The organism is Nitrospirillum pindoramense, from assembly GCF_007827955.1.
Lineage (GTDB): Bacteria > Pseudomonadota > Alphaproteobacteria > Azospirillales > Azospirillaceae > Nitrospirillum > Nitrospirillum amazonense_B.
On sequence record NZ_VITR01000004.1, the window covers coordinates 43,679 to 68,856 of the forward strand.

The following is a 25,178-nucleotide window of genomic DNA, read 5'->3' on the forward strand; positions in this document are numbered from 1 at the left end:
TGTTGCGAAATTACCGGAAAATCACCAACCTTGTTACCAGAGGGGTGATTTTCCGGTGGCGCTTCCAGGGAATTGTGGTAGTGAAATAACCGCATAATTGATAACGGGCGGATGGCCCTGCCATCCCTGGGAACCTAAGCCAAGGCGCCATGATGGCTGAAGTGCTGCAAGTCAATCCCTTCGATTTCGTCGTTTTCGGCGGTACCGGCGACCTTGCCATGCGCAAGCTGTTGCCCGGCCTCTATTACCGGGAACGCGACCGGCAGATGACGGATGAAAGCCGCATCATCGCCGTCAGCCGCACCGAGCAGACGGTGGAGGATTTCCGGGGCACGGTGTGGGCGGCGCTGCAGCGCCACGTGCCCGCCGCCGACCTGGAGCCGGCCGTGTGGGAGCGTTTTTCCGCCCGGCTCAGCTACGTGTCGCTGGACGCCACCAAGCCCGCCGGCTGGGAGCAGCTGCAGAAGCTGCTGAAGGGGCATGAGGACAAGGCCCGCGTCTGCTATTTGGCGACCGCGCCCAGCCTGTTCGGCGCCATCTGCCGCAACCTGCAAGCCGCCGGCCTCGTGACCGACACCTGCCGCGTCGTGCTGGAAAAGCCCATCGGCCACGACGGGCAATCCGCCAATGCCGTGAACGAGGAGGTGGGCGCCGTCTTCCCCGAAGACCGCATCTACCGCATCGACCATTATCTGGGTAAGGAGTCGGTGCAGAACCTGATGGTCCTGCGCTTCGGCAACGCCCTGTTCGAGCCGCTGTGGAACAGCAGCTGGATCGACCATATCCAGATCACCGTGGCCGAGAGCGTCGGCGTCGAGGGCCGGGCCGAGTATTACGACAAGGCCGGCGCCCTGCGCGACATGGTGCAGAACCACTTCCTGCAGCTGCTGTGCCTGGTGGCGATGGAGCCGCCGGCCCACCTGTCCGGCGACCAGATCCGCAACGAGAAGATCAAGGTGCTGCGGGCCCTGCGCCCCATCACCCAAACGGATGTGAAGGCCAAGACGGTGCGCGGCCAGTACCGTGCCGGTTCTATCAATGGCCAGCCCGTGCCGGGCTACGCCGATGAACTGACCCGCTCCAGCAACACCGAGACGCTGGTCGCCATCAAGGCCGAGATCGAGAATTGGCGCTGGAGCGGCGTGCCCTTCTACCTGCGCACGGGTAAGCGCCTGCCGGTCCGGTATTCCGAGATCGTCGTGCAGTTCAAGGACGTGCCCCACAGCGTCTTCCCCAAGGGCTCGGGCGACCTGATGGCCAACCGTTTGGTCATCCGCCTGCAGCCGGACGAGGGCGTGCAGCTGAACATCATGACCAAGGTGCCGGGCCCCGGTGGCCTGCGCCTGCGGTCCGTGCCGCTGAACCTGTCGTACGCCGAGGCCTTCAAGGACCGTTATCCCGAGGCCTATGAGCGGCTGCTGATGGATGTGGTGCGGGGCAACCCGTCGCTGTTCATGCGCCGTGACGAGGTGGACGCCGCCTGGTCGTGGATCGACACCATCCTGGCCGGCTGGGAACAGACGGACATGCGCCCGGACCCCTACGCCGCCGGCGGCTGGGGCCCGATCAGCGCCGCCCTGCTGCTGGACCGCGACGGCCGCCGCTGGCACGACCCCGAACTGTAAGGGTTCGGCGGAGTTCATTCGACTTGAAGCCCCGGGGGCGGCACCGCATCGCCGGCCCCGTCGGCGCCCCACGTTCATGGCTTTTCAGCCAGGGAGGACCCCATGGCGCTACACGACACCCTGCGGCGGGTCACAGACCGCGTTATCCAGCGCAGCGCGGACAGCCGCGCCCTGTATCTGCGGCGCCTGGACGCCCAGAAGGGCCAGAGCCCGCGGCGCGGCGCGCTGGGCTGTGGCAACCTGGCCCACGGCTTCGCCGGCTGCGCCGCCGACGACAAGGCGGCGCTGGCGGGCAACCGCAAATCCAACATCGCCATCGTGTCGGCCTATAACGACATGCTGTCGGCCCACCAGCCGTTCGAGCGCTTCCCCGCCATCATCAAGAAGGCGGCGCATGAGGCCGGCGTGGTCGCCCAGTTCGCTGGCGGCGTGCCCGCCATGTGCGATGGCGTGACCCAGGGCCGCGACGGCATGGAGCTGTCGCTGTTCTCCCGCGATGTCATCGCCCAGGCCACGGCCATCGCCCTGTCGCATGACATGTTCGACGCTGCCCTGTACCTGGGCATTTGCGACAAGATCGTTCCCGGCCTGCTGATCGGCGCCCTGTCCTTCGGCCACCTGCCGGCCATCTTCGTGCCGGGCGGCCCCATGCCGTCGGGCCTGTCCAACCCGGAAAAGGCGCGCATCCGCCAGCTGTACGCGGAGGGCAAGGCCACCCGCGACGACCTGCTGGAGGCGGAGTCCAAGTCCTATCACTCCCCGGGCACCTGCACCTTCTACGGCACCGCCAACTCCAACCAGATGCTGATGGAGATCATGGGCCTGCATTTGCCGGGCGCCTCCTTCATCAACCCGAACACGGAGCTGCGCGACGCCCTGACCGTGGCCGCCACCCAGCGCGTGGCCCAGCTGACGGAGCAGTCGGGCAACTACATGCCCATCGGCCGCCTGGTGGATGAGCGCAGCATCGTCAACGCCATCGTCGGCCTGCTGGCCACGGGCGGATCGACCAACCACACCCTGCATCTGGTGGCGGTGGCGCGCGCCGCCGGCATCCGCATCGACTGGCAGGATTTCAGCGACCTGTCGGGAGCCGTCCCCCTGCTGGCGCGGGTTTACCCGAACGGCGTGTCGGACGTGAACCACTTCCACGCCGCGGGCGGGCTGCAGTTCCTGATCAGCACCCTGCTGGACGCCGGGCTGCTGCATGGCGACGTCGCCACCGTGGCCGACGGCACGGAGCAGGGTACCGGCCTGGACGCCTACCGCCATGAGGCCTGGCTGAAGGACGGCAAGGCCGCCTGGCGCCCCGGCACCCCGCACAGCGCCGACACCACCATCCTGCGCCCCGCCGCCGAGCCCTTCGATCCGTCGGGCGGCATCCGCCTGCTGACCGGCAACGCCGGCCGCGCCATCATCAAGGTGTCGGCGGTGAAGCCGCAGCACCGCATCGTCGAGGCGCCGGCCATCGTCTTCGACAGCCAGGACGACATGCTGGCCGCCTTCAAGCGCGGTGAACTGGAGCGGGACTTCATCGCCGTCATCCGCTTCCAGGGCCCGGCCGCCAACGGCATGCCGGAACTGCACAAGCTGACGCCGCCCCTGGGCGTGCTGCAGGACAAGGGCTTCAAGGTGGCCTTGGTCACCGATGGCCGCATGTCCGGCGCCTCGGGCAAGGTGCCGGCCGCCATCCACCTGACGCCGGAGGCGCTGAAGGGCGGCTCCCTGGCCCGCATCCAGACCGGCGACGTGGTGCGCCTGGATGGCGAGGCCGGAACGCTGGACATCCTGGTGGACGCGGCCGAGTTCGCCGCCCGCCCGGCCGCCGCGCCCGACCTGAGCGCCAACAGCTGGGGCACCGGCCGCAACCTGTTCGGGGCCATGCGCGCCCATGTGACCGGCGCCGAGGAAGGCGCCCATAGCTTCGGAGAGGATTTCGCATGAGTTCGCAGAGCAAGTACGGCGTGGGCGAAATCCTGGCGCTGGGCCCCGTCGTTCCCGTCCTGATCATCGAGAAGGCCGAGGACGCCCTGCCGTTGGCCGAGGCCCTGGTCGAGGGCGGCGTGCGGGTGCTGGAAGTCACCTTGCGCACCGAGGCCGCCCTGGCCGCCATCGAAACCATCGCCGCCAAGGTGCCCGATGCCGTGGTCGGCGCCGGCACGGTGGTGACGCCGGATCAGGTGGGCCGGGTCCAGGACGCAGGGTCGCAGTTCATCGTCAGCCCCGGCTGCTATCCCGCCCTGCTGGACGAGGTGTTGGCCAAGGGCGTGCCCTTCCTGCCGGGCACCGCCACCCCGTCCGAGGTGATGGCGTTGCAGGCGCGTGGCCTGCGCCATGTGAAGCTGTTCCCGGCCGAGGCCGTGGGCGGCCTGAAGCTGATCAAGTCGCTGGCCTCGCCCCTGCCGGGTGTGACCTTCTGCCCCACGGGTGGCATCACCGTGAAGACGGCACCCGACTATCTGGCCCAGCCCAACGTCGCCTGTGTCGGCGGCTCCTGGCTGACCCCGGCGGACCTGGTGGCGGCCAAGGACTGGGCCGGCATCACCAAGCTGGCGCGCGAGGCGTCCGCCTTGCGCGGCTGAGGACAATCGACCCCAGCCATGTATTACAGGGGGCAGGGCGTCGGCGGATCACCGCCGGCGCCCTTTTCCTAAGGAATAGGGGGACTTGCCGGGGGGCTGGCGGCCCGGCACAGTGCGGGCATGACCGACCATCCGTCCCCCCTGCACCTGACGCTCGACGACGACGGCATCGCCCTGGCGACGCTGGACGCCCCTGGGCGCGCCAACCTGGTGGATGACGCCCTGGTGGCGGCGCTGGATGAACTGGCCGCCATCCTGGAGGACCGGGAGGAGGTGCGCGGCCTGGTGATCGCGTCGGCCAAGGGGCATTTCCTGCTGGGGCGGGAGCCGCTGGGCCTGCTGGCCCTGGCGGACGCGGCGCCCGGCCTGGCCGACGACGCGCTGCTGGCGGCCATCGCCCCTTATGGCGATATCCTGCGTCGCCTGGAAGGAACGGCCAAGCCCATAGCCGCGGCGCTCAGCGGGTCGGCCCTGGGGCCGGGGCTTGAGCTGGCGCTGGCCTGCGGCTACCGCGTCGCCACCGATCATCCCGCCGCGCGATTCGGTTTCCCCGACCAGCGCCTGGGCCTGATGCCCATGGCCGGTGGCACCCAGCGCCTGCCCCGCCTGCTGGGTTGGGTGGGCGCGCATGGCCTGCTGTCCGGCGGCCATATGGTGACGGCGGCGGCGGCGCTGGAGGCCAAGCTGGTGAACGAGGTGGTGCCGGCCAGCCATGTCCGGGCGGCGGCCAAGGCCTGGGTGCGTGGCCGTCTGGCGCAGAGGGCGGAGCCGCCCTTCGTCGTCGGCCAGAAGCGCAAGCCGATCGCCGTGGCCTCGGCCACCGCCGCCATCGAGACGGCGGTCAGCCAGGGGCTGAGCCTGGCGCTGGATGAGGGATTGGCGCTGGAACGGGCGCTGGCTGCTGGCCTGTTGCGCCGGGGAGAGGTTGCGGCCCTGGTGCGTACTCTGGTCGTGGCGAAGGGGGAGGCGGACAAGGCCGCCTGGCGCCCGGCGCTGCCCGTGGCGGATTTGGCGCGCGTCGCCGTGCTGGGGCGCGGCCCGGCGGCGGACGCCGTGGCCCTGGCCGCCCGCCGCGCCGGCTTGGATGTGCATGTGGTGGCGGACGCCGATGGTCTGGACGATCTTGCGCCCGCGCGCCTGGGCGGCCGCAAGATCGAAATCCTGTTCGATGCCAGCCGCGAGGACTTGGCGGCCAAGCGGGCCCTGCTGGCCGCGGCGGAGGCGGCGCTGGGCGATGATGCCCTGCTGGCGCTGACGGGGCCGCGCCTGCGCGTGGGCGCGGTGGCCCAGGGCTTGTCCTGGCCGGACCGCCTGGTGGGCCTGCACCTGCCGGCCGATGGGGGTGTCGCGGAGGTGGTGGCGGGCCCCGCGACCTCGGCCCCCGCCCTGTCCATCGCCATCGACGCCGCCCGGCGCCTGGGCCGCACCCCCTTTCGGGTGGAGGATGAGGAGGGCCGTTTCCTTGGCCGGCTGAACGCGGCCTATCTGCGGGCGGCCCTGGACTTGGGGCCCACGGTTGGCGCGGCGGACGTGGACGCGGCGGCGCGCGGCGCCGGCCTGGCGGAGGGGCCTTGGTCCCTGGCCCGCCGGCTGGGGTACGCCGCCGTCACCGACCTGCTGGGGGAGGAGGGGGCCGCCGCTGTCCTCGCCGCCCTGAAGCGCCCGCCGGACGACCCGCCGCCCGCCGATGCCGGGCGGCAACTGATGGCGGCGGTGCGCACCGCCATGGTCACGGCCCTGGCCGAGGGGCTGGTCAACGACGCGGCGTCCGCCGACCTCTTGGCCGTCCTGGGCTTCGGCTGGCCCGCCGCCAGTGGCGGACCGCTGGGCAGCTTTGCCCGGCGTTAGGTTCCCCCGCACAGAAACGGAAAGGGGCTGGGCGAACGTTTCGCCCAGCCCCATTTCGCCATTCGAACCGCACCTGTCAGGCGGCGCGGCGGCGGCTGTAGAAGAAGTACACGCCGAAGCCGACGACCATCCAGATGATGAGGCGCAGCCAGGTGTCGCCCGGCAGGCCCGACATCAGGTAGCCGCAGACCAGCATGCCCAGGGGGCAGACCAGCCAGAACAGCGGCGTCTTGAAGGGCCGTTCGGTGTCCGGCTGGGTGATGCGCAGCACCAGGACGCAGCCGCAGACGATGGCGAAGGCCAGCAGGGTGCCGATGGAAACCAGCTCACCCAGGATGTCGATGGGAAACAGGCCCGCCAGGAAGGCGGCCAGGACGCCGGTGACGACGGTGGCCACGTGAGGCGTGCGGTAGGTCGGGTGCACCTTGCCCAGCACCGGGGGCAGCAGCCTGTCGCGCGACATGGCGTACAGCACGCGGCTCTGGCCCAGCATCATGACCAGCATGACGGTGGTCAGGCCCGCCACGGCGCCCAGGTCCACCGGCAGGGCCAGCCAGTGCAGATCCTTCACCGCCTCGATGGCCACGACCACCGGGTGGGGCACGTTCAGCTCGGTGTAGGGCACCAGGCCGGTCAGAACCAGCGACATCAGGATGTAAAGCACGGTGCAGAAGATCAGCGATCCCAGGATGCCGATGGGCATGTCGCGCTGGGGCCGCACCGCCTCCTGCGCCGTGGTCGAGACGGCATCGAAGCCGATATAGGCGAAGAAGATGACGCCGGCGCCGCGCAGCACGCCACTCCAGCCATAGTGGGAACCCTTCTCGTCCACCACCTCGGCCGGGATCAGCGGCGACCAATGCGCCGGGACCACGTAGAACAGGCCGAAGCCGATGACCAGGAACACCACCACCAGCTTCAGCAGCACGATCAGCCCGTTGACGCGGGCCGAATTGCGGATGCCCAGGTACAGCAGCACGGTGATCAGGCCCACCAGCACCACGGCCGGCAGGTTCAGGATGGCGCCCGTGGTCTCAAAGTGGAAGCCGTCCTTCACCGTCAACGGGGCGGAGGTCAAAGCTGGTGGGATGACGATGCCCACCTGTTTCAGCAGGTTCACGAAATAGCCCGACCAGCCGACCGCCACCGTGCCCGACGCGAACAGATATTCCAGCGCCAAGTCCCAGCCGATGATCCAGGCCAGGAACTGGCCGACGGTGACATAGGCGTAGGTGTAGGCGCTGCCCGCCACCGGCACCATGGCCGCGAACTCGGCATAGCACAGGCCGGCGAACAGGCAGGCGGTGGCCGCCAGCACGAAGGATAGGACGATTCCGGGGCCGGCGTACTGGGCTGCGGCCGAGCCCGTCAGGACGAAGATGCCGGCGCCGACGATGGCGCCGATGCCCAGCGCGGTCAGGTTCCATGCATTCAGGCTGCGCGCCAGAGTGGGGCGGCCTTCGTCGCCGTCATTGTCGGCGCTGGCCTCCGCAATAGTCTTTTTCGTCCAAAGGCTCAAAACCACCTCTCCCGTATCTGCCCAACCGGATGGCGGCGCTGTGCAAGCGCGTGCCGCCGGCGTGATGTGATGCCCCGCGTATTGCTTGGATGTCGATGTACCCGCTGGCGGGGGCGCTGTCACCTTAAACGGCGACCAAAAATGTTGATGGGCTAAGCTTTTCCGATGGTGCGGCCCCCGGCGTGGGTGAAGCGCGCCTGGCAGGCCATCCCGTCACACCGTCCCCGCCTGGTCCCCGCCTGTCCGGTTGGCCTAGTCACTTGGTGCGCGTCCCCGGTTATCCTGGATTAGTTCGAAACCGAAACGATTGCCGTTAATTGACACTCGGCGCGGCGGGGCTTGAAGATGGACCCCATGCCGCGCATGGTCGGGGGCACGCCCGGCATCGGGCCAAGGGAAGCGGCACGGACGGCATGGCGGGCCGGGTGGCGGTGGCAGGCCCCTCGAGTCTGACGGCGCCGGGCGCACCCTATGCGAATGCGCGCTTTATGGATTTGGGAACGCGTGGGTCGGCCTGATACCATTCCTGGTGCCGGGCGATGCCCCGGTCCGCTATTTGGAGTTCCCGCCGTGCGAGGCGACGCGCCCAACCCCTGGAAACGGCAGCCCGACAAGGGGCAGTTGTACACCCGCATCATCGGCGACATCCGGCAGTTGGAGCAGTCGGTGGGCGCCCTGCAGCGCACCTGCCAGATGGTGGCGCGGACCAAGGAGCTGAACGCCTTCCGCAAGCTGTGGGTGGAGGTGGGGGACACCCTGTCCTTCATCACCGTGCTGGCGTCGCGCGGGGAGAGTCTGGATGAGAGCAAGCGTCCCGCCACGCTGATCCGCCTGGCCCAACTGCGCCAGACGGTGACGGAACTGCACATCCAGTCGGTGGAGCCGGTGTTGCAGGCGATGGTGGATCGGGCGGAGCCTATGGGCCTGGGCACCGGCTATGTCATGGAAAAGTGGATCACCCACCTGGACGTGACGGCGCAGGAGGTGGCGCAGGCCGTGGCCGATCTGGAGCGATTGCACCAGGACGTGCGGCACGCCGCCCTATTGGCGGAGACCGTGCCCGTGGGCGACGCGGCGGCCCCCTTGCTGAAGCAGGACGCGGTGGAGGCCTCGTATGAGGCGGCGGTGGCGGGCTATGGCCGCCTGGTCGGCGCCATCGCCCGATCCCGCGCCTTGGCCCAGATCATCGTGCAGTCGGCGCCCGCCCTGCGCGACTTCACCCATGACCGCCAGGAACAGACCGTCACGGCCTATCTGCGCGGCCCCGGTGAGGTCGCCGCCCTGCCGGGACCGGGCGGTGGGGGCGCCATGACCGGCACGCTGTATCTGATCCGCAAGGAGGGGAAGCTTTATGTCGACCCGGAGCTGTCGTCCGACGCCGTGAAATCGTTGCGCGGCGGTGGCCTGATGGAGGACCTGTCCAAGCGGGTCGATCTGCCGCGTCACAAGCTCACCACCCTGCTGGCCGGCCGCGACGGTATCAATTTCACCTTCCTGTCCAAGCTGAAGGCGGGGGTGGAGGGTATGACCGGCGCCGGCGGCGTGAAGGTGGAGGTTCTGCAGACCTGAGCGGTCGGCAGGGGCCGCTTCTGCCATTGCCATCGCCCTCAAGGTCTGCCCCTAATCCAGCGCACCTTGCGAAGCGGTCCCGATGGTCAAGCCTGCCAGCCTTTCCCCCTCCCCAGACGACGCGGTCCCCCCGGACGACGCCGACAATCCGCTGGCGCTGGATCGCCAGCTGTGTTTCGCCCTGTACCAGGCGACCAACCGCATCACCCGGGCCTATCGCCCCTTGCTGGATGCCTTGGGCCTGACCTACCCGCAATACCTGGCGCTCATGGTGTTATGGGAGGGCGTGCCTCGGGGGACGCCCTCGCCGGCGGCGTCCATGACGGTGGGGGACCTGGGCGCACGGCTGGATCTCGATTCCGGTACCCTGACCCCCTTGCTGAAGCGCCTGGAAGCCGCCGGCCTGGTGGCCCGGCGCCGCGATCCGGAAGATGAGCGCCGCGTGCGTGTCGAGCTGACGCCGGCGGGATGGGCGTTGCGCGACAAGGCGCTGGCCATTCCCGGCGCCATGTTCTGCCGCTTTCCCATGCCCCTGGATGAGGTGACGGACCTGCGCGACCGCCTGCATCGGTTGGCGGCGGCGCTGGGCGAGGGCTGAGCCCTACTTCATGGGCACCAGCTTGACCTCGAACAGCTTGGGCCAGCGTTTGCCGGTGACGAACAGCCGGTCACCCGCCGCGTCATAGGCGATGCCGTTCAGCACGTTGTCGACGTTCGGGGCCCGTCCGGACAGGGTCTCCAGCGGGGTCAGGTCGATCCAGCCGGTGACGGCGCCGGTGGCGGGGTTGATGCGGGCGATCAGGTTGGTCTGCCAGATGTTGGCCAGGATCTCGCCCTTCACGAACTCCAGCTCATTCAGGTTGCGGATGGGGTAGCCGTTGTCGGTGACGGTGATGCGCCCCGTTTCCGCCAGCGTCTCGGGATCCAGGAAGCGCAGTTCGGGCGTGCCGTCGCTCATGATCAGCCGGTGGCCATCCTGGGTGAGGGCCCAGCCTTCGCCGCGATAGCGGAAGTTCTTCCGCTCCTTGAAATCGCCCAGGCCGTAGACGAAGCCGACCTCGCTTCGGTAGGTCAGCTGCACCAGCCGGTCTTTCCAGTTGACGATGCCTTCGCCGAAATACTGGGGCGGCAGGTCATGGCTTTGCACCACCTTGCCCGTCGCCAACTCCACCTTGCGGACGGTGGACTGCCGTTCCAACCCGGTGCTCTCATACAGAAAGCCGTCCAGGTAAAAGAGGCCCTCGGTGAAGGCTTGGCTGTCGTGGGGATAGGTGCGCACCACCTCCACCCCATATTTGGCCGGCGCCACGGCCTGGGGTACCGGCTGGAACGCCGCCTGGGCCTGGGCGGCAACGGGCCAGGCCGCCGGGGACAGGGCTCCCAGAACGATGGCCATCAGCGGGGCGCGGACCAGTGGGACGCGGAGTCGGGACACGGGCATGGGGGCGGGGCTCATGCGGAATAAGGGGCAGGGGCGTTATACGAGGGGCGGGCGCGGCCGTCGTCGGTCACGGCGCCGCGGCGGTGTCGGCCAGGGGATCGGGCGGTTCCTCCGACGGGGCGTCGCCCTCGGCCGGGACGTCAGGCTTCAGGCCCTGGCCCGTCACCTCGATGCCCCATTCCTCCACCAGCGCCTGGCGTTGCTCATCCAGCTCCCGGATTTTGGCCTGGTCACGGGCGACGGCCCAGCCGGCCACCAGGGGCGGTATGCCGAAATAGAGCAGCCAGCCCACGCCGGCGGCGGAATACATGACCAGCCAGGTCACGGGCTGGACCAGCAGGCCGGCGGCATAGTCCATGGTGTGGCCATGCTGCCAAAGCTGGATGCAGAAGGGCATGACGCCGCACAGGTTCAGGCCACCCACGGTCACCGCCGCCGGCTTGTCCGGATCGCGGTCGACGATCCACGCCACCAGCGTGGGGATCATGCCGATGACGGTCAGCACCGAGGTGGGCAGCACCAGCGCGCCCAGGGGCAGCAGCAGCACGGCGGCGGCCAGCAGGCCGCCATAGCTGCGGCGTCGGGGGGATGAGGCGCTGTTCATGGCACCACCCTGGCTCACTTCACGCCCGCCATCAAGGTGACGATCAAGGCCAAGCCGGCCAGGGAGATGCCGCTGGCCACCATGGCGGCCACCCGTTTGCCCTTGGACACGGCGACGTCGCTGCGGTCGCCCAGTGTTTCCTCGATCTTGCTGATGCGGGCCGTCAGGCTTTCATGGCGGCGCATCGCATCCAGGAAGCCATGGTGGTCCTGGGTCAGGGCCTTGGGGTCGTCGACGATGCTGAGCAGGATGTCCAGCACGCCCTCGCGCGCCGCCTTCTGCGCCGCCACGCGCACCTCTTCCCGTTTTTTCAGGTTGCGGAAGCGCTTGAACGACGGTTCCAGGATGCTGGTCATCCACAGGGCCAGGCCCGGCACCTTGGGCGGACCCGCCCGGCGCTGGGTATCGGCCAGGATGGCCAGCACCCCCACCGGCCGCCGCGCCGACTCCGCCGCCAGCGTGGCCAGCAGGCGTTCGTTCAGCTTGGGATTGCGGGTGGCGACGAAGGCGGCGACATGGCGGTCCATGGGGTCCCGCCCCGGGCCGGCGCCGGCGCCGACCACGTCCAGCGCCGCCATCAGGTCGCCCAGCGTGAGGGGGTAATAGTCGGCCACCGCCGGGCTGAGGCAGGGCGCCACCTGGTTCAGGCCGTACAGCGCGCGCTCGATGCCGAATCCGGGGCTGGTGTTCTCCAGCACGGCGCGCACCGCGTCGAACTGCTGGATCATCAGCACCTGCTCGGCCTTGTATTCCGATTGCACGCTGATCCAGAAGGCCGGCAACTGGCCCACGATCATCTCCGCCAGGGCCTGACCGCCCTCCCCGGTGGCCAGGGCCTCGGCCAGGGCGGTGCCGAAGCCGTCTGGCATGATGGCCCGGCCCTTGTAGCGTAGGGGGCCTGGGGGATCGAGGGCGGTGCAGACGCGGGACACCAGTCGCTCCTCCACGTTGGAGGCGCGGCCGCCCGAGGTGGCGGTGCGGATGGCGTTGGCCACGGCTTCCGCCCGTGGCTCGTCATTCAGGGACCGGCGCAGCCAGCGATCCAACTCCCCACGCTCGATCACCTGGGCGGCGGCGACGGGGGATTTGGAAAAGGCCCAGGCGGCGCCCCGGACGTGCCAGATTTCCCGGCCCTGGAATTCCATGGGGCGCGGTGCCCGCTTGGGCAGCTGCGCCTGCTTGGGGCTGAGGCGGCGCCCCTGCATCCACATGTCCAGGTCGTTCAGGGTCCAGCGCTGGCGGGCGTCGTCGGTGATCAGGCCGCGCAGCGGCTCCACCAGCGACTGCGGGATGCGCACACCCGATGTCAGCGCCGAATACGTGCCCCTGTCCATGCGCGCCTGCAGCAGCGTCTGGTCGTCCAGGCCCCGGCCGGGCGCGCGGCCCAGGTACAGGGTCAGCAGGGTCACGCCCAGGGCGTACAGGTCATCGGCGATGGTGCCGTTGCCCCGGCCGGCGCGGTCGGCCAACGCGCGCTCCAGCGGCTCGAACACCAGGGGCTGGGCATAGCCGGGGGGCAGGCTGACACAATCGCCCAGAACCACGGCCGCCGCCGCCGATTCGCGGATGAACAGGTTGGTGGGGTTCAGCGCGCCACAGCTCAAGCTGCGCTGGGCGATGTCGCGCAACACGGCGGTCAGCTGCGGCAACACCACCCGCACCAGTGCGTCGTCGGCGATGCCCTCGATGACGTCGTCCAACCGTTCCATGATGCGACGGCCGGAGGGCCGCTCGAACACGCAAACGAAGCGGCGTCGATGTTCGGGCGTCCAATCGACCACACCCCAGTCCATGAGGTGCAGCAGGTTGTTGTTGTCGATGGCGCGAAAGCTGCTCATCGCCTCGATGCGCGGCGGCACGGGCTGCTCGCAGACGATGGCGAATAGCTCGGTCTTTTTTTCGCGCATGCGGTGGCACAGATAGGCGCGGCCGCCCGGCATGTCGAAGGCGGGCAGGGGGGCGCTGGGCTGGATCTCCGCCCGGCCGCCCAGGTCAACAGGGCCCAGGTCGGGAACCGGAAACTCTCTATTCGCCGCCGCCATCGCACCCCATCCGGCTGGCGCCCGGCCAGCCTTTCGCCCCCGTCCGCGCCCCCCGGGCCCGGCATTCCTGATCATGCCCCATGGCGGGGGCCACGAACAAGCCGGCTGGCCGGAATAGGCAATCGGATCAACGTCATTGGCCTATCGGCCGTCCTGCCCAGATTGCGCCGTTGGTTGGCCGATTCGGGGTTGATTGCCCAACGAATTGCGATGGATCAATACCCGTGGCTTGGCGGCAGGCGCATGATGTCTGGCACATACCGTCCGGTGGCAACATCGTTGCCCAGCTAAACCACAGAGTTGATACTGCGTCCCGCTTGCGCGTGAAACCGGGGCCCCACTGATCAGGATGCCTTTCTTATGCTGTTTTCTGGCGACGATTCGTCCGGCGACGTGACCGCCCCAGCGGGCGGGGGCACGGGCGAGGGCACCTTCGCCGTGGAACATCGCTGGCGGCCCCTGGTGCTGGTCGTCACCTTGGCCGCCCTATCCTTTGCCGGCCTGTTCGCCGCCGGCCTGGGGCGGGAAAACGGCATGGGCACGCCCCTGGTCATGGCACTGGGGGCCCTGGGCATCGTCGCCGGCCTGACGCTGGCGGCCCTGGTGCATGGGCGCGTGCGCCGGCATGAGGTGTTGCGCAGCCAGGTACGCCAGCGCACCTGGGAACTGGAACAGGCCCGCCACCTGGCCGAGGAACAGGCGGGCGCGCTGGCCGCCACCATCCGCGACCTGCGCGTCGCCGCGCGGGTGATCGAGCATAGCGTCGACGGCATCATCGTCACCGATGCCGACAACCGCATCGTCCTGGTCAACCGCGCCTTCACCGAAATCTCCGGCTACGCGGCCGATGAGGTGATGGGCCAGGACCCCCGCCTGTTGAACTCGGGCCGACAGGGGCCGGAATTCTACCGGGTCATGTGGCGCGCCTTGCGGGATGAGGGCAGCTGGACCGGCGAAATCTGGAACCGGCGCAAGGACGGCACCCTTTATCCCGAATGGCTGCGCATCACCCTGCTGCGGGACGAGGCGGGTGCCATCACCCACCACATCGCCGTCTTCAGCGACCTGACCGCCAAGAAGGAGGCGGAGGAGCGCAACCGCCATCTCTCCTACCACGATCCGCTGACGGGCCTGGCCAACCGCGCGCTGCTGATCGGCCGGGTGCGTCTGGCCCTGGCCAATGGCCGCCGCACGGGGGAGCCGGTGGCCCTGCTGCTGTTGGATCTGGATCATTTCAAGCTGCTGAACGACACCCGCGGCCATCCGACGGGCGACGCCGCCATCATCGCGGCGGGGGAGCGCATCCGGCGCACGGTGCGGCCGGGCGACACCGTGGCCCGCCTGGGCGGGGACGAGTTCGCGGTTATCCTCACCGGGCTGTCGCAGGGAAGCACACCTCTGACCGGCGCCGACAGGCGGGAGGAGGCGTTGGCCGCCGTTGGCCAGGTGGCCGAGCGGCTGGTCGCCGCCTTCCAGCAGCCCCTGATGCTGGAGGGCAACGGCGGCGGGGAGGTGCGGCTGGCCTGTTCCGTCGGTGTGGCCGTGGCCCCCGCCGACGGCGACACGTGGGAGGCGCTGCTGCGCCATGCCGACGTGGCGCTCTATGCCGCCAAACATGCCGGCCGCGACCGCTATCACTTCTTCACGCCCGAGATCGGTGACCGGGTGCGCGACCGCACCTGGATCGAGGAGGGCTTGCGCATTTCCCTGGGGGTGGCCTCCGGCGGGGGCGACGATGGCGTGGTGCAGGGGTTCAGCCTGGCCTACCAGCCGCAATACCGGCCCGGCGCCCATGGTGGGGCCGGTGTTCTGATGGGGGCGGAGGCGCTGTTGCGCTGGAACCATCCGGAGGATTTGAGCCCCGTGTCGCCCGCCCGCTTCATCCCGGTGGCGGAGGAGACGGGCCTGATCGTGCCGCTGGGCGACTGGGTGTTCCGCACGGCCTGCCGCACCGCGCGCAAGGTGCGGGAGCGGGGGGTGGTGGGTTTCAAGATGGCGGTCAACCTGTCGGCGGTGCAACTGCGTGACAAGGGCTGTGGTGAGCGCCTGCTGCAAATCCTGACGGAGGAGGGCTGCACCCCCGCCGACATCGCACTGGAGATCACGGAAAGCGCCCTGATGGGCGATGCCGAGGGCAACCTGCAGGCGGTGCATGAGCTGCGCGCCAATGGCTTCCGCTTCGCCATCGACGATTTCGGCACCGGCTATTCCTCGCTGGCCTACCTGCGCAAGTTCGCCGCCGCCTATGTGAAGATCGACAAGTCCTTCGTCGATGGCCTGCCCGGCGACGACGCCAGCCGCCAGATCGTGGCCGCCGTCATTGCCATGGCCCACCATCTGGGCCTGGAAACCATCGCCGAGGGCATCGAAACCCAGCCGCAACTGGACTGCCTGCGCGAGCTGGGCTGCGACATCATCCAGGGCTATCTGCTGGGCCGGCCCATGCCGGAGGCGCAGCTCATGGCGCTGCTGGCGCCGGTGGCCGCTTCTGCTTAATTGCCCAAATCGACCCCAGCCTTCCAGTCGGTGCCGGCCTTGTAGATGCCCAGGCGCTTCATCTCGGTGGTGAAGCCCTCCCAGCGGGCGGCGGTCATGCGGCCGATGGCGTCGGGGCCGGCGGCATTGGAACCGGCCGGTGTGCCCTCCACGATGCCGTTGTCCACCAGGGCCTTGCGGCCATAGGCCAGGGTTTCCGCGTCCATGTCGGGGTTGGACTTGCGGATCAGGGCGTCGGCGGCGGCCGCGTCGCCGTGCAGGTAGTGGCGCCAGCCCTCCGCCGTGGCGGCGACGAAGGCCTTCACCGCCGCCGGATGGGCCTGGATATAGGCGTCGTTGAACATCACCAGGCCGCTGTAGCCGTCATAGCCCTGGTCGGCCAGCAGAAAGACCTTCACGTCCGACCCGGCCTTCTTGGCGATCAGCGGCTCGCTGGTGACATAGCCCTGGGCCGCCGCGGCGGGGGTGGTGAGGAAGGGCGCCAGGCTGCCGGTGTAGCGGCGGATCTGGCCGTCCTCATAGGGGTACTTGCTCTTCAGCCAGCGCCACAGGGTGTTGATGCTGGGGTCGCCCAAGAAGATGGGGCGGCCCTTCAGGTCCGCCAGGCTGGTGGTGTTCTGGGCGTGCGCCATCAGGATGGTGGGGTCCTTCTGGAACATGGCCGCCACCGCCTTCACCTTGGCGCCCGCCTCCACCAGGTTCAGCACGTAGAAGGCGTTGGAGCCGATGGTGCCGTCGATCTTGCCGGCGGCCAGCATTTGCTGCGCGCTCATCCCCGGGCCGCCGGGCACGATGGTCACGTCCAGCCCGGCCTTCTGGTACAGGCCCTCCGCCACCGCCTGGAAATAGCCGCCGTGTTCGGCCTCCGCCTGCCAGTCCAGCATGAACACCAGCTTCTCGGCGGCGCGGGCCGGGTGGCTCAGGACCGGGGTGGTCAACAGGGCGGCCAGCGCCAGGCCGGCCTTCAGCAGGGCGCGGCGGGGGTGACGGGCAGGCATGGGGCTCCCTCATCTCTCTCGATGGTCGACGGGGGCGGAGCATACCCACAGACGCCGGGGGACGGAAGCGGCGGCGGGATTTGCGGCTTGCGGCCAGGGAAGGCGGCCCTATAAGACTCAAGGGTGTTTAACCCCTTACGCTGGAAAGCCGTCCCCGACCATGCCGTGCCGCCCCTCCTTTCGCCGGAACGCCCATGACCGCGCGGGAAGCCGGTCATGAGCCGCTGGCTGCTGGTGACGGGCGGGGCCAAGCGCCTGGGCCGCCTGATCGCGCTGACGGCGGCGGGGGCGGGCTGGGACGTGGCCTTGCATTGCCACGCCTCGGCGGAGGCCGCCGACGCCACGGCGGATGAGGTGCGGGCGCTGGGCCGGCGGGCCGTGGTGGTGCGGGCCGATCTGGCCGACCCCGCCCAGGTGGAAGCCCTGCTGCCCCAGGCGGCCAGCGCCGCCGGCCAGGCCATCCAGGGCCTGGTCAACTCCGCCTCGCTCTTCGAATGGGATGACGCCGCCAGCCTGACGGCGCCGGGATTCCTGGCCCACCAGACGGTCAACACCCTGGCGCCAGTGCTGCTGATCCGCGCCCTGCATCAGGGGCTGGCGGCGGAAGGGGCGGGGCGGCGAGGCGCCGTAGTCAACATCCTGGACTTCAAGCTGGCCAATCCCAACCCGGACCACCTGTCCTACACCCTGTCCAAATACGCGCTGGCCGGGGCCTCACGCGTGCTGGCCCGCGCCCTGGCGCCCACCGTGCGGGTCAACGCCGTCTCCCCCGGCTATGTCCTGCCGGCCCCCGGCCAGGACGAGGCGGAGTTCCAGCGCCTGAGCCGCCGCAACCCCCTGGACCGCGCGCCCGACGCGCAGCAGGTGGCCGACGCCGTGGTCTTCCTGCTGAACCACGACACCATCACCGACCAGGACATCGCCGTCGATTGCGGCCTGCACTTGCTGAGCCTGGCGCGCGACATCGGCATCGCCTGACGGGGCATGGCGTGGAGGGCACCGACCTGAGCGCGTCCGTGGGCATTCCTTATTCACTGCTCGATCCGGACGGGACTGGCTTGGTTCTCCGGTTCTCCTGAACGCCTTTCAATTTCCGCAATTCGCCGAAGAGGATATTGGTGTCCTACGCTTCAAAGATTACCGGCGATACCGTCTTGGCCCGACCAATGACGAAGGCTGGTGGGGGGGACAGTGTCGATACAGCCGACAGGCTCCGACGTGGGGACAGTTCTATGAAGTGACGGGAGATGATCCCCTCCGCGACCAACCTACGGATTGGGTGACCACCAATCGATCGTCGGGCGCTGGGCGCCATTTCCTGTTCTACTTTCGGGACCAGACATTCGAGTGCATCGCGTCCGGCTGGTGTTTTGAACCGGTCGCCTCGAACGCTCTCCATCGCGCCTTCGGTGGTGTCCACCGACCTGGGGCATGACCCAGCAGGGTATGCGGTCGGGAAGCGCTAGAAGTTGCCAGCCGCCGCCACGCTTACGAATAGTCGCCATGATAGCCTCACGGGTGTGACACCAGTGTGACGCGCTGACGTTGCTGAAGGGCTTTCCTGGGTGCGGGATATCAAGTCAACTGCTTGATAAACCAGAAAAAAACGGATGGTGGGCGCGGTAGGGATTGAACCTACGACCCCCGCCGTGTGAAGGCGATGCTCTCCCGCTGAGCTACGCGCCCATCCGTCCGGGCTGTGCCAGCTTCCGCTGGCGGCAACATGATCTAAGGCATTGATCATGTTGGTTTCGACGGATGGTGGGCGCGGTAGGGATTGAACCTACGACCCCCGCCGTGTGAAGGCGATGCTCTCCCGCTGAGCTACGCGCCCATCCGTCGTGGGGGCGGTTTGTAGAGGGATGGGGGGCTGGTGTCAATATGCTTGTTCGGGGCCGATGTTAAATCCATTCTGGGGCCGTCCCGGGGACCGGTCGGATGCTGGGACAGGGGTTTCTGAGGGAAGGAATGGGTATGCGCGTCGCCTTGTGCCTGAGCGGCCAGCCGCGGACCTGGCGTCATTGCATCGACAGCCTGTACCGCTTCGTGGCCCGCCACGAGGTCACCACCTTCCTGCATCTGTGGGATGAGGTGCCGGAGGAGGAGCGGTCGGAGGTGCTGGCCGCCTATCAGCCGGCCGCGCATCTGGTGACGGCGCGTCCGCCCTTCGCGGCGGAGAAGCGGCGCATGGCGGAGCGCTGGCACTACCGCCCGCCCTTTTCCATCTTCGACATGTTCCACGCCGTGCAGCAGGTCCTGACCCTGGCGCTGGGCCATAAGGGGGCGGACGGCAAGGCGGCCCCCTTCGACGCCATCATCCGGGTGCGCTATGACAGCCGCTTCGACGACACCCTGCCGGATGACTGGTTCCGCACCCCCGGGCTGATCACCCCCGACAGCTGGTCCCCGCCCGCCGGGTACAACGACCAGTTCGCGTTCGGCCGCCCGCCCTTCATGCGCCTCTACGCCGCCTTCGCCACCTGGCTGCCCCGGGGGATGGAGGGGCATGAGCGGCCGGTGTTCCAGCCGGAGGTGGTGCTGCGCCATTACCTGGACCGCGTGGCCATGGTGCCCGTGCGCCAGGCGCCGCTGCGCATCACCCTGCTGCGCGAGGGGCAGGAGGATGTGCCCTTCGACAAGCTGACGGACCTGCCCATGGTCCACGCCCAGAAGGCCGCCGCCTGGAAGCAGTACGCGGTCGAGGGCCTGCCGCCGGAGCTGGTGGAAAAGCTGGACTTCTCCCATTACGCCGAGGCGCCGCTGGTGGTGGACCAGCAACTGGAGGCCCTGCTGGCCCCCATGGGGGAGGAGGCGCAACACGCCCTGCTGCGGTCCCCCTGGGCCGAGCGCATCGTGGCCGTGGACTCCTTCCTGGCCGCCCAGGTGTCGCAACGCTCCGGCAACGGCACCCTGACGGGGGAGGAGTATGAGCGGCTGCGCCTGCTCTGCGCCGGCCTGATTTACCGCATGCCCCGGGACAGCATGATGGACCCGGATTCCGCCATCCTGCACGTGCTGTCCTGCAACGTGGTCGACGCCACGCGGGTTTCCGAATGGCTGAACGTGGTGGGCGATCCGGGGCGGGCGGCGCTGCAGCGGCGGCTGACGCGCCTGACCATCCTGGCGGCGGCCATCGCCCACGCCGACCCCTTCGAGCAGGACTTCCGCCTGGGCTGGCGCCTGAACTGAGCCGTTCGGTATTTGATCGTAACCGCTCAAATACCTTCTCAGACACCGGGCGCCAGCATCCGCTGGCTTGGATTTTCCTCAATTTCCAGTCCGCCTTCGGCTCCCCGGAAATCTCCGGCGCCCGCCGTCGCGGGCTACAGCGGCACGAGCCGCTGTCTCGTGCCGCTGATGTGAGCCATCAGGGGACAGATTCCACAGCCGGCTCCGCGGCTGACTCCCGCAGCGGCGCCAGGCTGCGCAGGGCGGCCAGCGCGTCGGGCGTGTCCACGTCCAGGTGAACGCCGTCCTCGGCCGGCACCTCCGTCACGCGGTCAGCATGAAGCGCCAGCAGCCCGCGGGCACCCTGGTCGCCGCTGATCCCGGCCATGGCGGGAATCAGATCCGCCGGCCACAGCACCGGGTTGCCGCGCCGCCCGTCCGCCACCGGCACCACGATGGCGCCGCCACGCTCTTGCCGGAACCGCGCCAGGAGGCGGTGTTGGACGGCTGCGGTCACGCGCGGCATGTCGCCCAGGCAGACCAGCACGCCCGCCGTGTTCCCGTCCAGGCTGGCCAAGCCCGCCTTGAGGGAGGCGCTGAGCCCCGCCGCATGGTCCGGCGCCTCGATGAAGCGGACCGCCAGCCCGGCCAGGGCGGCCCGCACCTCGGCCGCCTGGTGGCCCAGCACCACCGTGACCCGGCCCGGGTTCGCCGCCAGCGCCGCCGTCACCGCGTGCCACACCAGCGGGCGCCCGGCGTAATCGGCCAGCAGCTTGTTGCTGCCCATGCGCCGCGCGGCCCCCGCCGCCAGCACCAGGGTGGTGACGGGGCCCACCGTCGACGTGTGCGCCGGGGAAGGTGCCGCGCGCTGGCGCGGCATGGGACGGCTGGGGATGTCCGTCAGCAGGCCGCCGACGCCCATGCCCATGATGTCGTCCGGCGTGACCTCCATCCCGGCAGCGATGCGCTGCAGGATCCAGTCGAAGCCGTTGACGCGAGGCGAACGGGCGCAGCCTGGCAGGCCCAGCACCGGCACACCGTGCAACCGGGCCAGCAGCATCAGGTTGCCCGGGTCCACCGGCATGCCGAAATGCAGCACTTGGCCGCCCGCGCCCTCGATGCCGGCCGGCAGGACGTCGCGCCGGTCGGTGATGGCGGAGGCGCCGATGACCAGCAGCAGGTCCAGGTCCTGGCCCGCAAGCGTCTCCAGCGCGCCGGCGACGGACGCCGCGTCATGGGCCGTGCGCCGTTCGGCCACCAAGGTCCCGCCCACCTGGGCCAGGCGGGCGGCGGTGACGCCGGCGGTCTTGTCCAGGGTGACGGCCTTCAGGCCGGGCAGGCGGGTCTGCACCAGGCCGGCGCGAATGCCGCGCCAGGGGGCCAGGCGGAGGATGGACCCGGCGTCGGCCGTGGCCTCGCCGGCGGCGACCGCCGTCACGCGGGCGAGCAAATCGGCCGGCACGGCGAAGGGGATGATCTTGACGGTGGCGGCCATGGTACCCGCTTCCAGGGGCGTATGCGCGGCGACGGTGGCGACCGTCACCGCCTCATGCACCTGGTTCAGGCGGTTGAGGCGCGCGGCATCTACCAGCAGCAGGCCGGCGCGCTCCGCCATCAGGTTGACGCGGCCGGTGGTGGCCCGCGTCAAAGCCAGTCCCGGGCCGGCGATGGCGCTGGCCACCTGGGAGGCGGCCGCATCCTCCCCCACATCGCCCGTTTCCAGCCGCACGGCAACCACCTCGGTCACGCCGATGGCGGCCAGGTCCGCGAGATCGGCCGGCGTCAGCCGCCGTCCCTTGGGATAGCGCAACGCCCCGGCCTTCAGGCTATGGGCCAGCACGGCCCCCTCGGCATCGGCGACGGGCAGGGGGCCGAACAGCATGGGCGTCAGCGCCCCGCACCGGCGCGTTCGGCCTTGGCACCGCGCAGGGCCAGGGTGACCTGCGCCAGGATGGACACCGCGATCTCCGCCGGAGTCACGGCGCCGATGTCCAGGCCGACGGGGCCCTGGATGCGTCCCAGCGCCGTGGGGCCGAAGTCGGCCATGCGGTCCAGCCGCCGCTGATGCGTCTTGCGGCTGCCCAGGGCGCCGATGAAGAAGGCGTCGCTTTCAAGCGCCGCGCGCAGGGCCGGCTCATCCAGCTTGGCGTCGTGGGTCAGGGTGACCACGGCGGTGCGCCGGTCGGGCGCCAGGGCCGCCACGGCGTCATCCGGCCATTCCCGCACCAGCGTGACCCCGGCGGCGTCGGGGAAGCGGGCGGCGCTGGCGAAGGCGGCGCGCGGGTCCACCACGATCACCTCATAACCGGCCAGGCGGGCCATGGGCGCCAGCGCCTGGGCGATGTGCACGGCACCCACCAGGACCAGGCGCAGGGGCGGGTTCCACACCTGCGCGAACCATTCCCCGTCCATGTCCTCCCCCTCCGGGTCCTCCCCTTCCGGGGTCCGGAAGGTGATGAGGGTGGAGCGGTCGCGGGCCACAGCGTCGAGCACCTGGGCGCGGATGTCGTCGGGTAGGGCGGTTTCGCCCTGCTGGCGGTCGGCCTCCACCAAGGTCTGCTGTCCCGTGGCAAGGTCGGTCACCAGGGCGGCCGGCCGCTTGGCGTCCGCGGCGGCCAGCAGGGCGGAGAGCAGCCGCCGGCGGGTGGCGCCATGGCCGGGGCCGACGGGGGCCACGTAGATGCGCACGGTGCCACCGCAGGCCAGCCCGACCTCCCACGCCCGCTCATCGGGCACGCCGAAGGTCAGCAGCCGCGGCTCCCCATCCTCCAGGGCGCGCAAGGCCTCTTCCACCACCGCGCCCTCGACGCAGCCGCCGGAGACGGAGCCGATCATGGTGCCCGCCGCGTCCACCGCCAGCTTGCTGCCCACCGGCCGGGGGGAGGAGCCCCAGGTGGCGATGACGGTGGCGATGGCCGCCGGGCGCCCTTGCGCCAGCCAGCCCTCGACCGTGCGCAGGATGGACAGCTCGTCCACCGGCGCGTTGACGGTGAACGGAATAAGGGGGGCGGACGGATCAGCGGTCATGAACACCAACGCATGGGACACCATTACGGGACCTGGGCTGCTGCATTGTCGATGGCGACATGCCCGGTCTTCCCCAAATAAGGGGTGTGGGGGCACTTTGCCAGCGCGGACATGGAGGACGGATAAGGATTCCAGCGGGCCGTACTTTGGTGGTGTTGCGCGGATAAATCGTAAGTCCTACGGTGTCTTCATCCTGTCACGCGTGCGGGGCTTGGCCATGATGTGCGGCGAGATGCGGTATTCTTCTAAGATTTTCCTGGTTCTCCTGGGGGCGCTTGCAGGGCTGGTGGTCGCCATGGGCCTGTCCGGCCTGATCCTGACCGCGGTGTGGGGGGACGCTGTACCCCCGTCCTGTGTGGCCGGTGGCGGCCTGTTGCTGTTCCAGGCGGCAGCCACCGCCATCTTTTACTGGCGCCGCGTCCATGCCGCGCGGCGCATGGGACAGTTGGTGTCCACCCGTGCCACGCGGGGCGTGCGCCTCATGGGGGCGGAGGCTGCTTTCCTACCGATTACTATTTGCCTTCCGGCCATGGCGACGGCGCGTGGCGCTTCGTTTCAGGAGTGGACGCCGTTCCTTCTGACGTTGCTGGTCGCGGGGCTGCTGGTCATGCTGGCGGCTTTCCGCCTGACGCGGGCGGAGCCGCAAGCGTGCTGATCGTCTAGCGGATCAGCACGATCAGCAGCAGCAGGACCAGGACCAGCAGCGGGATCCAGATCATGGGGCGCAGGCCGGCATGGGTGACCGGGTGCGCCACCGTGGGCGCCGGCTGGGTGTCATCGGCCGCCGCCGCTGGGGGCACCGGTTCGGGGGGCAGGGATATGCCAGCCGATCCCAGCGCCTCCGCCTCCGTCGGCCGCACCTGATGCTCGATGGCGCGGGCGTGGGTTTCCGGTTCCAGGGGCAGGGTGGCAGGTTCGGTGGCCGCCTCGGAGGCGACTTCTGACTGGGCGGCCATGACCAGGGACGGTGCCATGGCCTCGCTCAGCGGCGCCATCTCGACCAGCGGGATGGACTCCGCCGGCACCGCTTCGGAAATGGCGGCGGCGTCGACGGCGGGTTCGGCCAGGGCCACATCCGCGACCAGGGCGGCGTTCGGGCCGCTTGCGGACTCCAAGAGAGCCGCCAGGTGGGCGAAGAAGGCGCGGGTGTCCTCCTCGGCGCCCGCGTCGATCTCCGCGTCGAAGGCCAGGCGCGTCCGGCCATCGCCGGTGTCGGTCAGCCGAACCAGGGCTCGTTGGCCGTCACCGTTCAGGACGCAGGCATGGGGCGGTTCCAGGTCCGACAGGGTGAGGGTGCTGGAATATCCCGGCGGCACGCTTTGCCGCAACACCTCGGCGTCGTTCAACGCCGCCCAAACCCGATCCTGCGGGGCCGCGATCAAATATTCGCCGGTAATGTCCATGGGGGACGTCCTCATTCTGCCAATTCCCGCGACCGTACTGGGCATGCGCCTTCGGGGCAAGTGTCCGGAAAGCCGCGTGTTCCGTCCTCGTGGGGCGCAGGGGGGCGTGTCGTGCCGGCGGACGCCTGGCCAATCGGATTAGGCTTTATTGCGGTAGACCAAAAAAAGCGGCTCGTTTCCATTGCCGGATGGAATGGACAGTCTTCGACAAAGGCAATAACCGTGAGGATGATATTGGCCCAATGACGGGGGCGCCTGGGGCCTCTATTAGGGGAAGTCTACCCTTCCCTTGAGATCTGATTCGATTCGCGGTAGGGTGGTGCATCATGATCATGATACCGCCGCCGCCTGTCCTGGACCTCAGCCCCGCCCACCCGCCGGCGGCGTCGCTGCATGTCGACCGGGTTGACGCGGTGCAGGAGAGGGAGGCGCGGCAGCGCGACCGCCGTCGCCGCCCGCCCACCGAGGCGGGGCAGCGTCATGGCCGTTCCCTCTTCGACGACATCGTGGATGAGGCCGACCCCACCGGCGCCCTGGAACCGCACCATGAGGAACGGCTGCGCCAGAACCTGCGCGGCCTGGTCCGCAGTGGGGCCCCGATGGCGCCACCGGCCCCGGGCCAGGAACTGGCCCATGTGGTGGATCACCTCGCCCCCCAGCATGCGGAGCTGAGCGATGCCGAGCGGCTGGAGAACGCCCGCCTGGCCGACGCCCTGCGCCAATGCCTGGCGGTGCATAGCGACGGTGCCCGCAAGATCGCCAGCTATCTGCAGGCCCTGTTGGCCCAGAACGGCGAGATCCATCATGTGGAACTCACCGTCTGACACGACCGCTTGGCGTGAGGCTGTCCGATTGG

At 69.5% G+C, this 25,178-nt stretch carries 19 protein-coding genes and 2 tRNA genes; 11 read left to right on the forward strand and 10 right to left on the reverse strand.

Annotation, left to right across the window (positions count from 1 at the left end):
* Positions 1-149: 149 nt before the first annotated feature.
* From zwf to FBZ90_RS28625, 4 genes are all read left to right on the forward strand, one after another.
* Positions 150-1,625 (forward strand): glucose-6-phosphate dehydrogenase, encoded by a 1,476-nt coding sequence (gene zwf, locus FBZ90_RS07420; protein ID WP_186455657.1) that lies wholly within the window; start codon positions 150-152, stop codon positions 1,623-1,625.
* A gap of 102 nt (positions 1,626-1,727) precedes the next feature.
* Positions 1,728-3,569 (forward strand): phosphogluconate dehydratase, encoded by a 1,842-nt coding sequence (gene edd / locus FBZ90_RS07425; RefSeq protein ID WP_145730581.1) that lies wholly within the window; start codon positions 1,728-1,730, stop codon positions 3,567-3,569.
* Positions 3,566-4,207 (forward strand): bifunctional 4-hydroxy-2-oxoglutarate aldolase/2-dehydro-3-deoxy-phosphogluconate aldolase, encoded by a 642-nt coding sequence (locus FBZ90_RS07430; protein ID WP_145730583.1) that lies wholly within the window; start codon positions 3,566-3,568, stop codon positions 4,205-4,207. Before edd ends, FBZ90_RS07430 begins: the two co-directional genes overlap by 4 nt.
* Before the next feature lie 120 nt (positions 4,208-4,327).
* Positions 4,328-6,055 carry an enoyl-CoA hydratase-related protein gene (locus FBZ90_RS28625; RefSeq protein ID WP_145730586.1) on the forward strand — a complete coding sequence of 576 codons (1,728 nt, stop codon included), beginning with the start codon at positions 4,328-4,330 and terminating at the stop codon, positions 6,053-6,055.
* A 76-nt stretch (positions 6,056-6,131) separates the two neighbouring features.
* Here FBZ90_RS28625 and FBZ90_RS07440 read toward each other — a convergent pair whose 3' ends face one another.
* Positions 6,132-7,580, reverse strand: a complete 1,449-nt coding sequence (locus FBZ90_RS07440) for an amino acid permease (protein ID WP_145730588.1) — start codon at positions 7,578-7,580, stop codon at positions 6,132-6,134.
* A 564-nt stretch (positions 7,581-8,144) separates the two neighbouring features.
* On the opposite strand from FBZ90_RS07440, the gene FBZ90_RS07445 reads away from it, so the two are divergent.
* Both FBZ90_RS07445 and FBZ90_RS07450 read left to right on the forward strand, forming a co-directional pair.
* Positions 8,145-9,143 (forward strand): hypothetical protein, encoded by a 999-nt coding sequence (locus FBZ90_RS07445; RefSeq protein WP_145730589.1) that lies wholly within the window; start codon positions 8,145-8,147, stop codon positions 9,141-9,143.
* A gap of 82 nt (positions 9,144-9,225) precedes the next feature.
* On the forward strand, positions 9,226-9,741 hold the full coding sequence (locus FBZ90_RS07450; RefSeq protein ID WP_145730593.1) for a MarR family winged helix-turn-helix transcriptional regulator: 516 nt from the start codon (positions 9,226-9,228) through the stop codon (positions 9,739-9,741).
* 3 nt (positions 9,742-9,744) lie between these two features.
* Here FBZ90_RS07450 and FBZ90_RS07455 read toward each other — a convergent pair whose 3' ends face one another.
* The 3 genes from FBZ90_RS07455 to FBZ90_RS07465 all read right to left on the reverse strand — a co-directional run bounded on the left by FBZ90_RS07455 (position 9,745) and on the right by FBZ90_RS07465 (position 13,230).
* Complete coding sequence (locus FBZ90_RS07455; protein WP_211101941.1) at positions 9,745-10,584, reverse strand: glutaminyl-peptide cyclotransferase; 840 nt, start codon at positions 10,582-10,584, stop codon at positions 9,745-9,747.
* 67 nt (positions 10,585-10,651) lie between these two features.
* Positions 10,652-11,188: a hypothetical protein gene (locus FBZ90_RS07460; protein WP_145730595.1), complete on the reverse strand. Its 537-nt coding sequence runs from the start codon at positions 11,186-11,188 to the stop codon at positions 10,652-10,654.
* Between the two features lie 14 nt (positions 11,189-11,202).
* Positions 11,203-13,230: a serine/threonine-protein kinase gene (locus FBZ90_RS07465; protein WP_145730597.1), complete on the reverse strand. Its 2,028-nt coding sequence runs from the start codon at positions 13,228-13,230 to the stop codon at positions 11,203-11,205.
* Between the two features lie 360 nt (positions 13,231-13,590).
* Between FBZ90_RS07465 and FBZ90_RS07470 the strand changes: the two genes are divergently transcribed.
* The gene (locus FBZ90_RS07470) at positions 13,591-15,726 is read left to right on the forward strand and encodes a putative bifunctional diguanylate cyclase/phosphodiesterase (RefSeq protein ID WP_145730599.1); all 2,136 of its coding nucleotides are present in this window, start codon (positions 13,591-13,593) and stop codon (positions 15,724-15,726) included.
* Here FBZ90_RS07470 and FBZ90_RS07475 read toward each other — a convergent pair.
* Positions 15,723-16,724 (reverse strand): ABC transporter substrate-binding protein, encoded by a 1,002-nt coding sequence (locus FBZ90_RS07475; protein ID WP_145730602.1) that lies wholly within the window; start codon positions 16,722-16,724, stop codon positions 15,723-15,725. The two genes, FBZ90_RS07470 and FBZ90_RS07475, sit on opposite strands and share 4 nt — an antisense overlap.
* 216 nt (positions 16,725-16,940) lie before the next feature.
* Here FBZ90_RS07475 and FBZ90_RS07480 point away from each other — a divergent pair, with 216 nt between their 5' ends.
* Positions 16,941-17,702, forward strand: a complete 762-nt coding sequence (locus FBZ90_RS07480) for an SDR family oxidoreductase (RefSeq protein WP_145730604.1) — start codon at positions 16,941-16,943, stop codon at positions 17,700-17,702.
* A 633-nt stretch (positions 17,703-18,335) separates the two neighbouring features.
* Here the strand turns inward: FBZ90_RS07480 and FBZ90_RS07485 are convergent.
* Positions 18,336-18,410, reverse strand: a tRNA-Val gene (locus FBZ90_RS07485).
* 73 nt (positions 18,411-18,483) lie between these two features.
* Positions 18,484-18,558, reverse strand: a tRNA-Val gene (locus FBZ90_RS07490).
* 140 nt (positions 18,559-18,698) lie between these two features.
* Between FBZ90_RS07490 and FBZ90_RS07495 the strand changes: the two genes are divergently transcribed.
* Complete coding sequence (locus FBZ90_RS07495) at positions 18,699-19,913, forward strand: hypothetical protein (protein WP_145730606.1); 1,215 nt, start codon at positions 18,699-18,701, stop codon at positions 19,911-19,913.
* Between the two features lie 178 nt (positions 19,914-20,091).
* On the opposite strand, the gene FBZ90_RS07500 is transcribed toward FBZ90_RS07495, so the two are convergent.
* Together FBZ90_RS07500 and FBZ90_RS07505 are read right to left on the reverse strand one after the other, a co-directional pair.
* Positions 20,092-21,774, reverse strand: coding sequence for an NTP transferase domain-containing protein (locus FBZ90_RS07500; RefSeq protein ID WP_145730608.1), 1,683 nt, complete (start codon positions 21,772-21,774; stop codon positions 20,092-20,094).
* A gap of 5 nt (positions 21,775-21,779) precedes the next feature.
* On the reverse strand, positions 21,780-22,919 hold the full coding sequence (locus FBZ90_RS07505; RefSeq protein ID WP_145730610.1) for an XdhC family protein: 1,140 nt from the start codon (positions 22,917-22,919) through the stop codon (positions 21,780-21,782).
* Between the two features lie 232 nt (positions 22,920-23,151).
* Here FBZ90_RS07505 and FBZ90_RS07510 point away from each other — a divergent pair, with 232 nt between their 5' ends.
* Complete coding sequence (locus tag FBZ90_RS07510; protein ID WP_145730612.1) at positions 23,152-23,574, forward strand: hypothetical protein; 423 nt, start codon at positions 23,152-23,154, stop codon at positions 23,572-23,574.
* 4 nt (positions 23,575-23,578) lie between these two features.
* Here the strand turns inward: FBZ90_RS07510 and FBZ90_RS07515 are convergent, their stop codons facing one another.
* Positions 23,579-24,322 carry an SRPBCC family protein gene (locus FBZ90_RS07515; RefSeq protein WP_145730614.1) on the reverse strand — a complete coding sequence of 248 codons (744 nt, stop codon included), beginning with the start codon at positions 24,320-24,322 and terminating at the stop codon, positions 23,579-23,581.
* Between the two features lie 326 nt (positions 24,323-24,648).
* On the opposite strand from FBZ90_RS07515, the gene FBZ90_RS07520 reads away from it, so the two are divergent.
* Positions 24,649-25,146 carry a hypothetical protein gene (locus tag FBZ90_RS07520; protein ID WP_145730616.1) on the forward strand — a complete coding sequence of 166 codons (498 nt, stop codon included), beginning with the start codon at positions 24,649-24,651 and terminating at the stop codon, positions 25,144-25,146.
* Positions 25,147-25,178: the final 32 nt, after the last annotated feature.

Coding starts and splice junctions, on each gene's coding strand:
- FBZ90_RS07430 (WP_145730583.1), top strand. CDS start 3,566: ATGAGTTCGCAGAGCAAGTACGGCGTGGGCGAAATCCTGGCGCTGGGC.
- FBZ90_RS07505 (WP_145730610.1), bottom strand. CDS start 22,919: ATGACCGCTGATCCGTCCGCCCCCCTTATTCCGTTCACCGTCAACGCG.
- FBZ90_RS28625 (WP_145730586.1), top strand. CDS start 4,328: ATGACCGACCATCCGTCCCCCCTGCACCTGACGCTCGACGACGACGGC.
- FBZ90_RS07460 (WP_145730595.1), bottom strand. CDS start 11,188: ATGAACAGCGCCTCATCCCCCCGACGCCGCAGCTATGGCGGCCTGCTG.
- FBZ90_RS07500 (WP_145730608.1), bottom strand. CDS start 21,774: ATGCTGTTCGGCCCCCTGCCCGTCGCCGATGCCGAGGGGGCCGTGCTG.
- FBZ90_RS07510 (WP_145730612.1), top strand. CDS start 23,152: ATGCGGTATTCTTCTAAGATTTTCCTGGTTCTCCTGGGGGCGCTTGCA.
- FBZ90_RS07465 (WP_145730597.1), bottom strand. CDS start 13,230: ATGGCGGCGGCGAATAGAGAGTTTCCGGTTCCCGACCTGGGCCCTGTT.
- FBZ90_RS07455 (WP_211101941.1), bottom strand. CDS start 10,584: ATGCCCGTGTCCCGACTCCGCGTCCCACTGGTCCGCGCCCCGCTGATG.
- FBZ90_RS07450 (WP_145730593.1), top strand. CDS start 9,226: ATGGTCAAGCCTGCCAGCCTTTCCCCCTCCCCAGACGACGCGGTCCCC.
- FBZ90_RS07475 (WP_145730602.1), bottom strand. CDS start 16,724: ATGCCTGCCCGTCACCCCCGCCGCGCCCTGCTGAAGGCCGGCCTGGCG.
- FBZ90_RS07515 (WP_145730614.1), bottom strand. CDS start 24,322: ATGGACATTACCGGCGAATATTTGATCGCGGCCCCGCAGGATCGGGTT.
- edd (WP_145730581.1), top strand. CDS start 1,728: ATGGCGCTACACGACACCCTGCGGCGGGTCACAGACCGCGTTATCCAG.
- FBZ90_RS07480 (WP_145730604.1), top strand. CDS start 16,941: ATGAGCCGCTGGCTGCTGGTGACGGGCGGGGCCAAGCGCCTGGGCCGC.
- zwf (WP_186455657.1), top strand. CDS start 150: ATGATGGCTGAAGTGCTGCAAGTCAATCCCTTCGATTTCGTCGTTTTC.
- FBZ90_RS07520 (WP_145730616.1), top strand. CDS start 24,649: ATGATCATGATACCGCCGCCGCCTGTCCTGGACCTCAGCCCCGCCCAC.
- FBZ90_RS07470 (WP_145730599.1), top strand. CDS start 13,591: ATGCTGTTTTCTGGCGACGATTCGTCCGGCGACGTGACCGCCCCAGCG.
- FBZ90_RS07495 (WP_145730606.1), top strand. CDS start 18,699: ATGCGCGTCGCCTTGTGCCTGAGCGGCCAGCCGCGGACCTGGCGTCAT.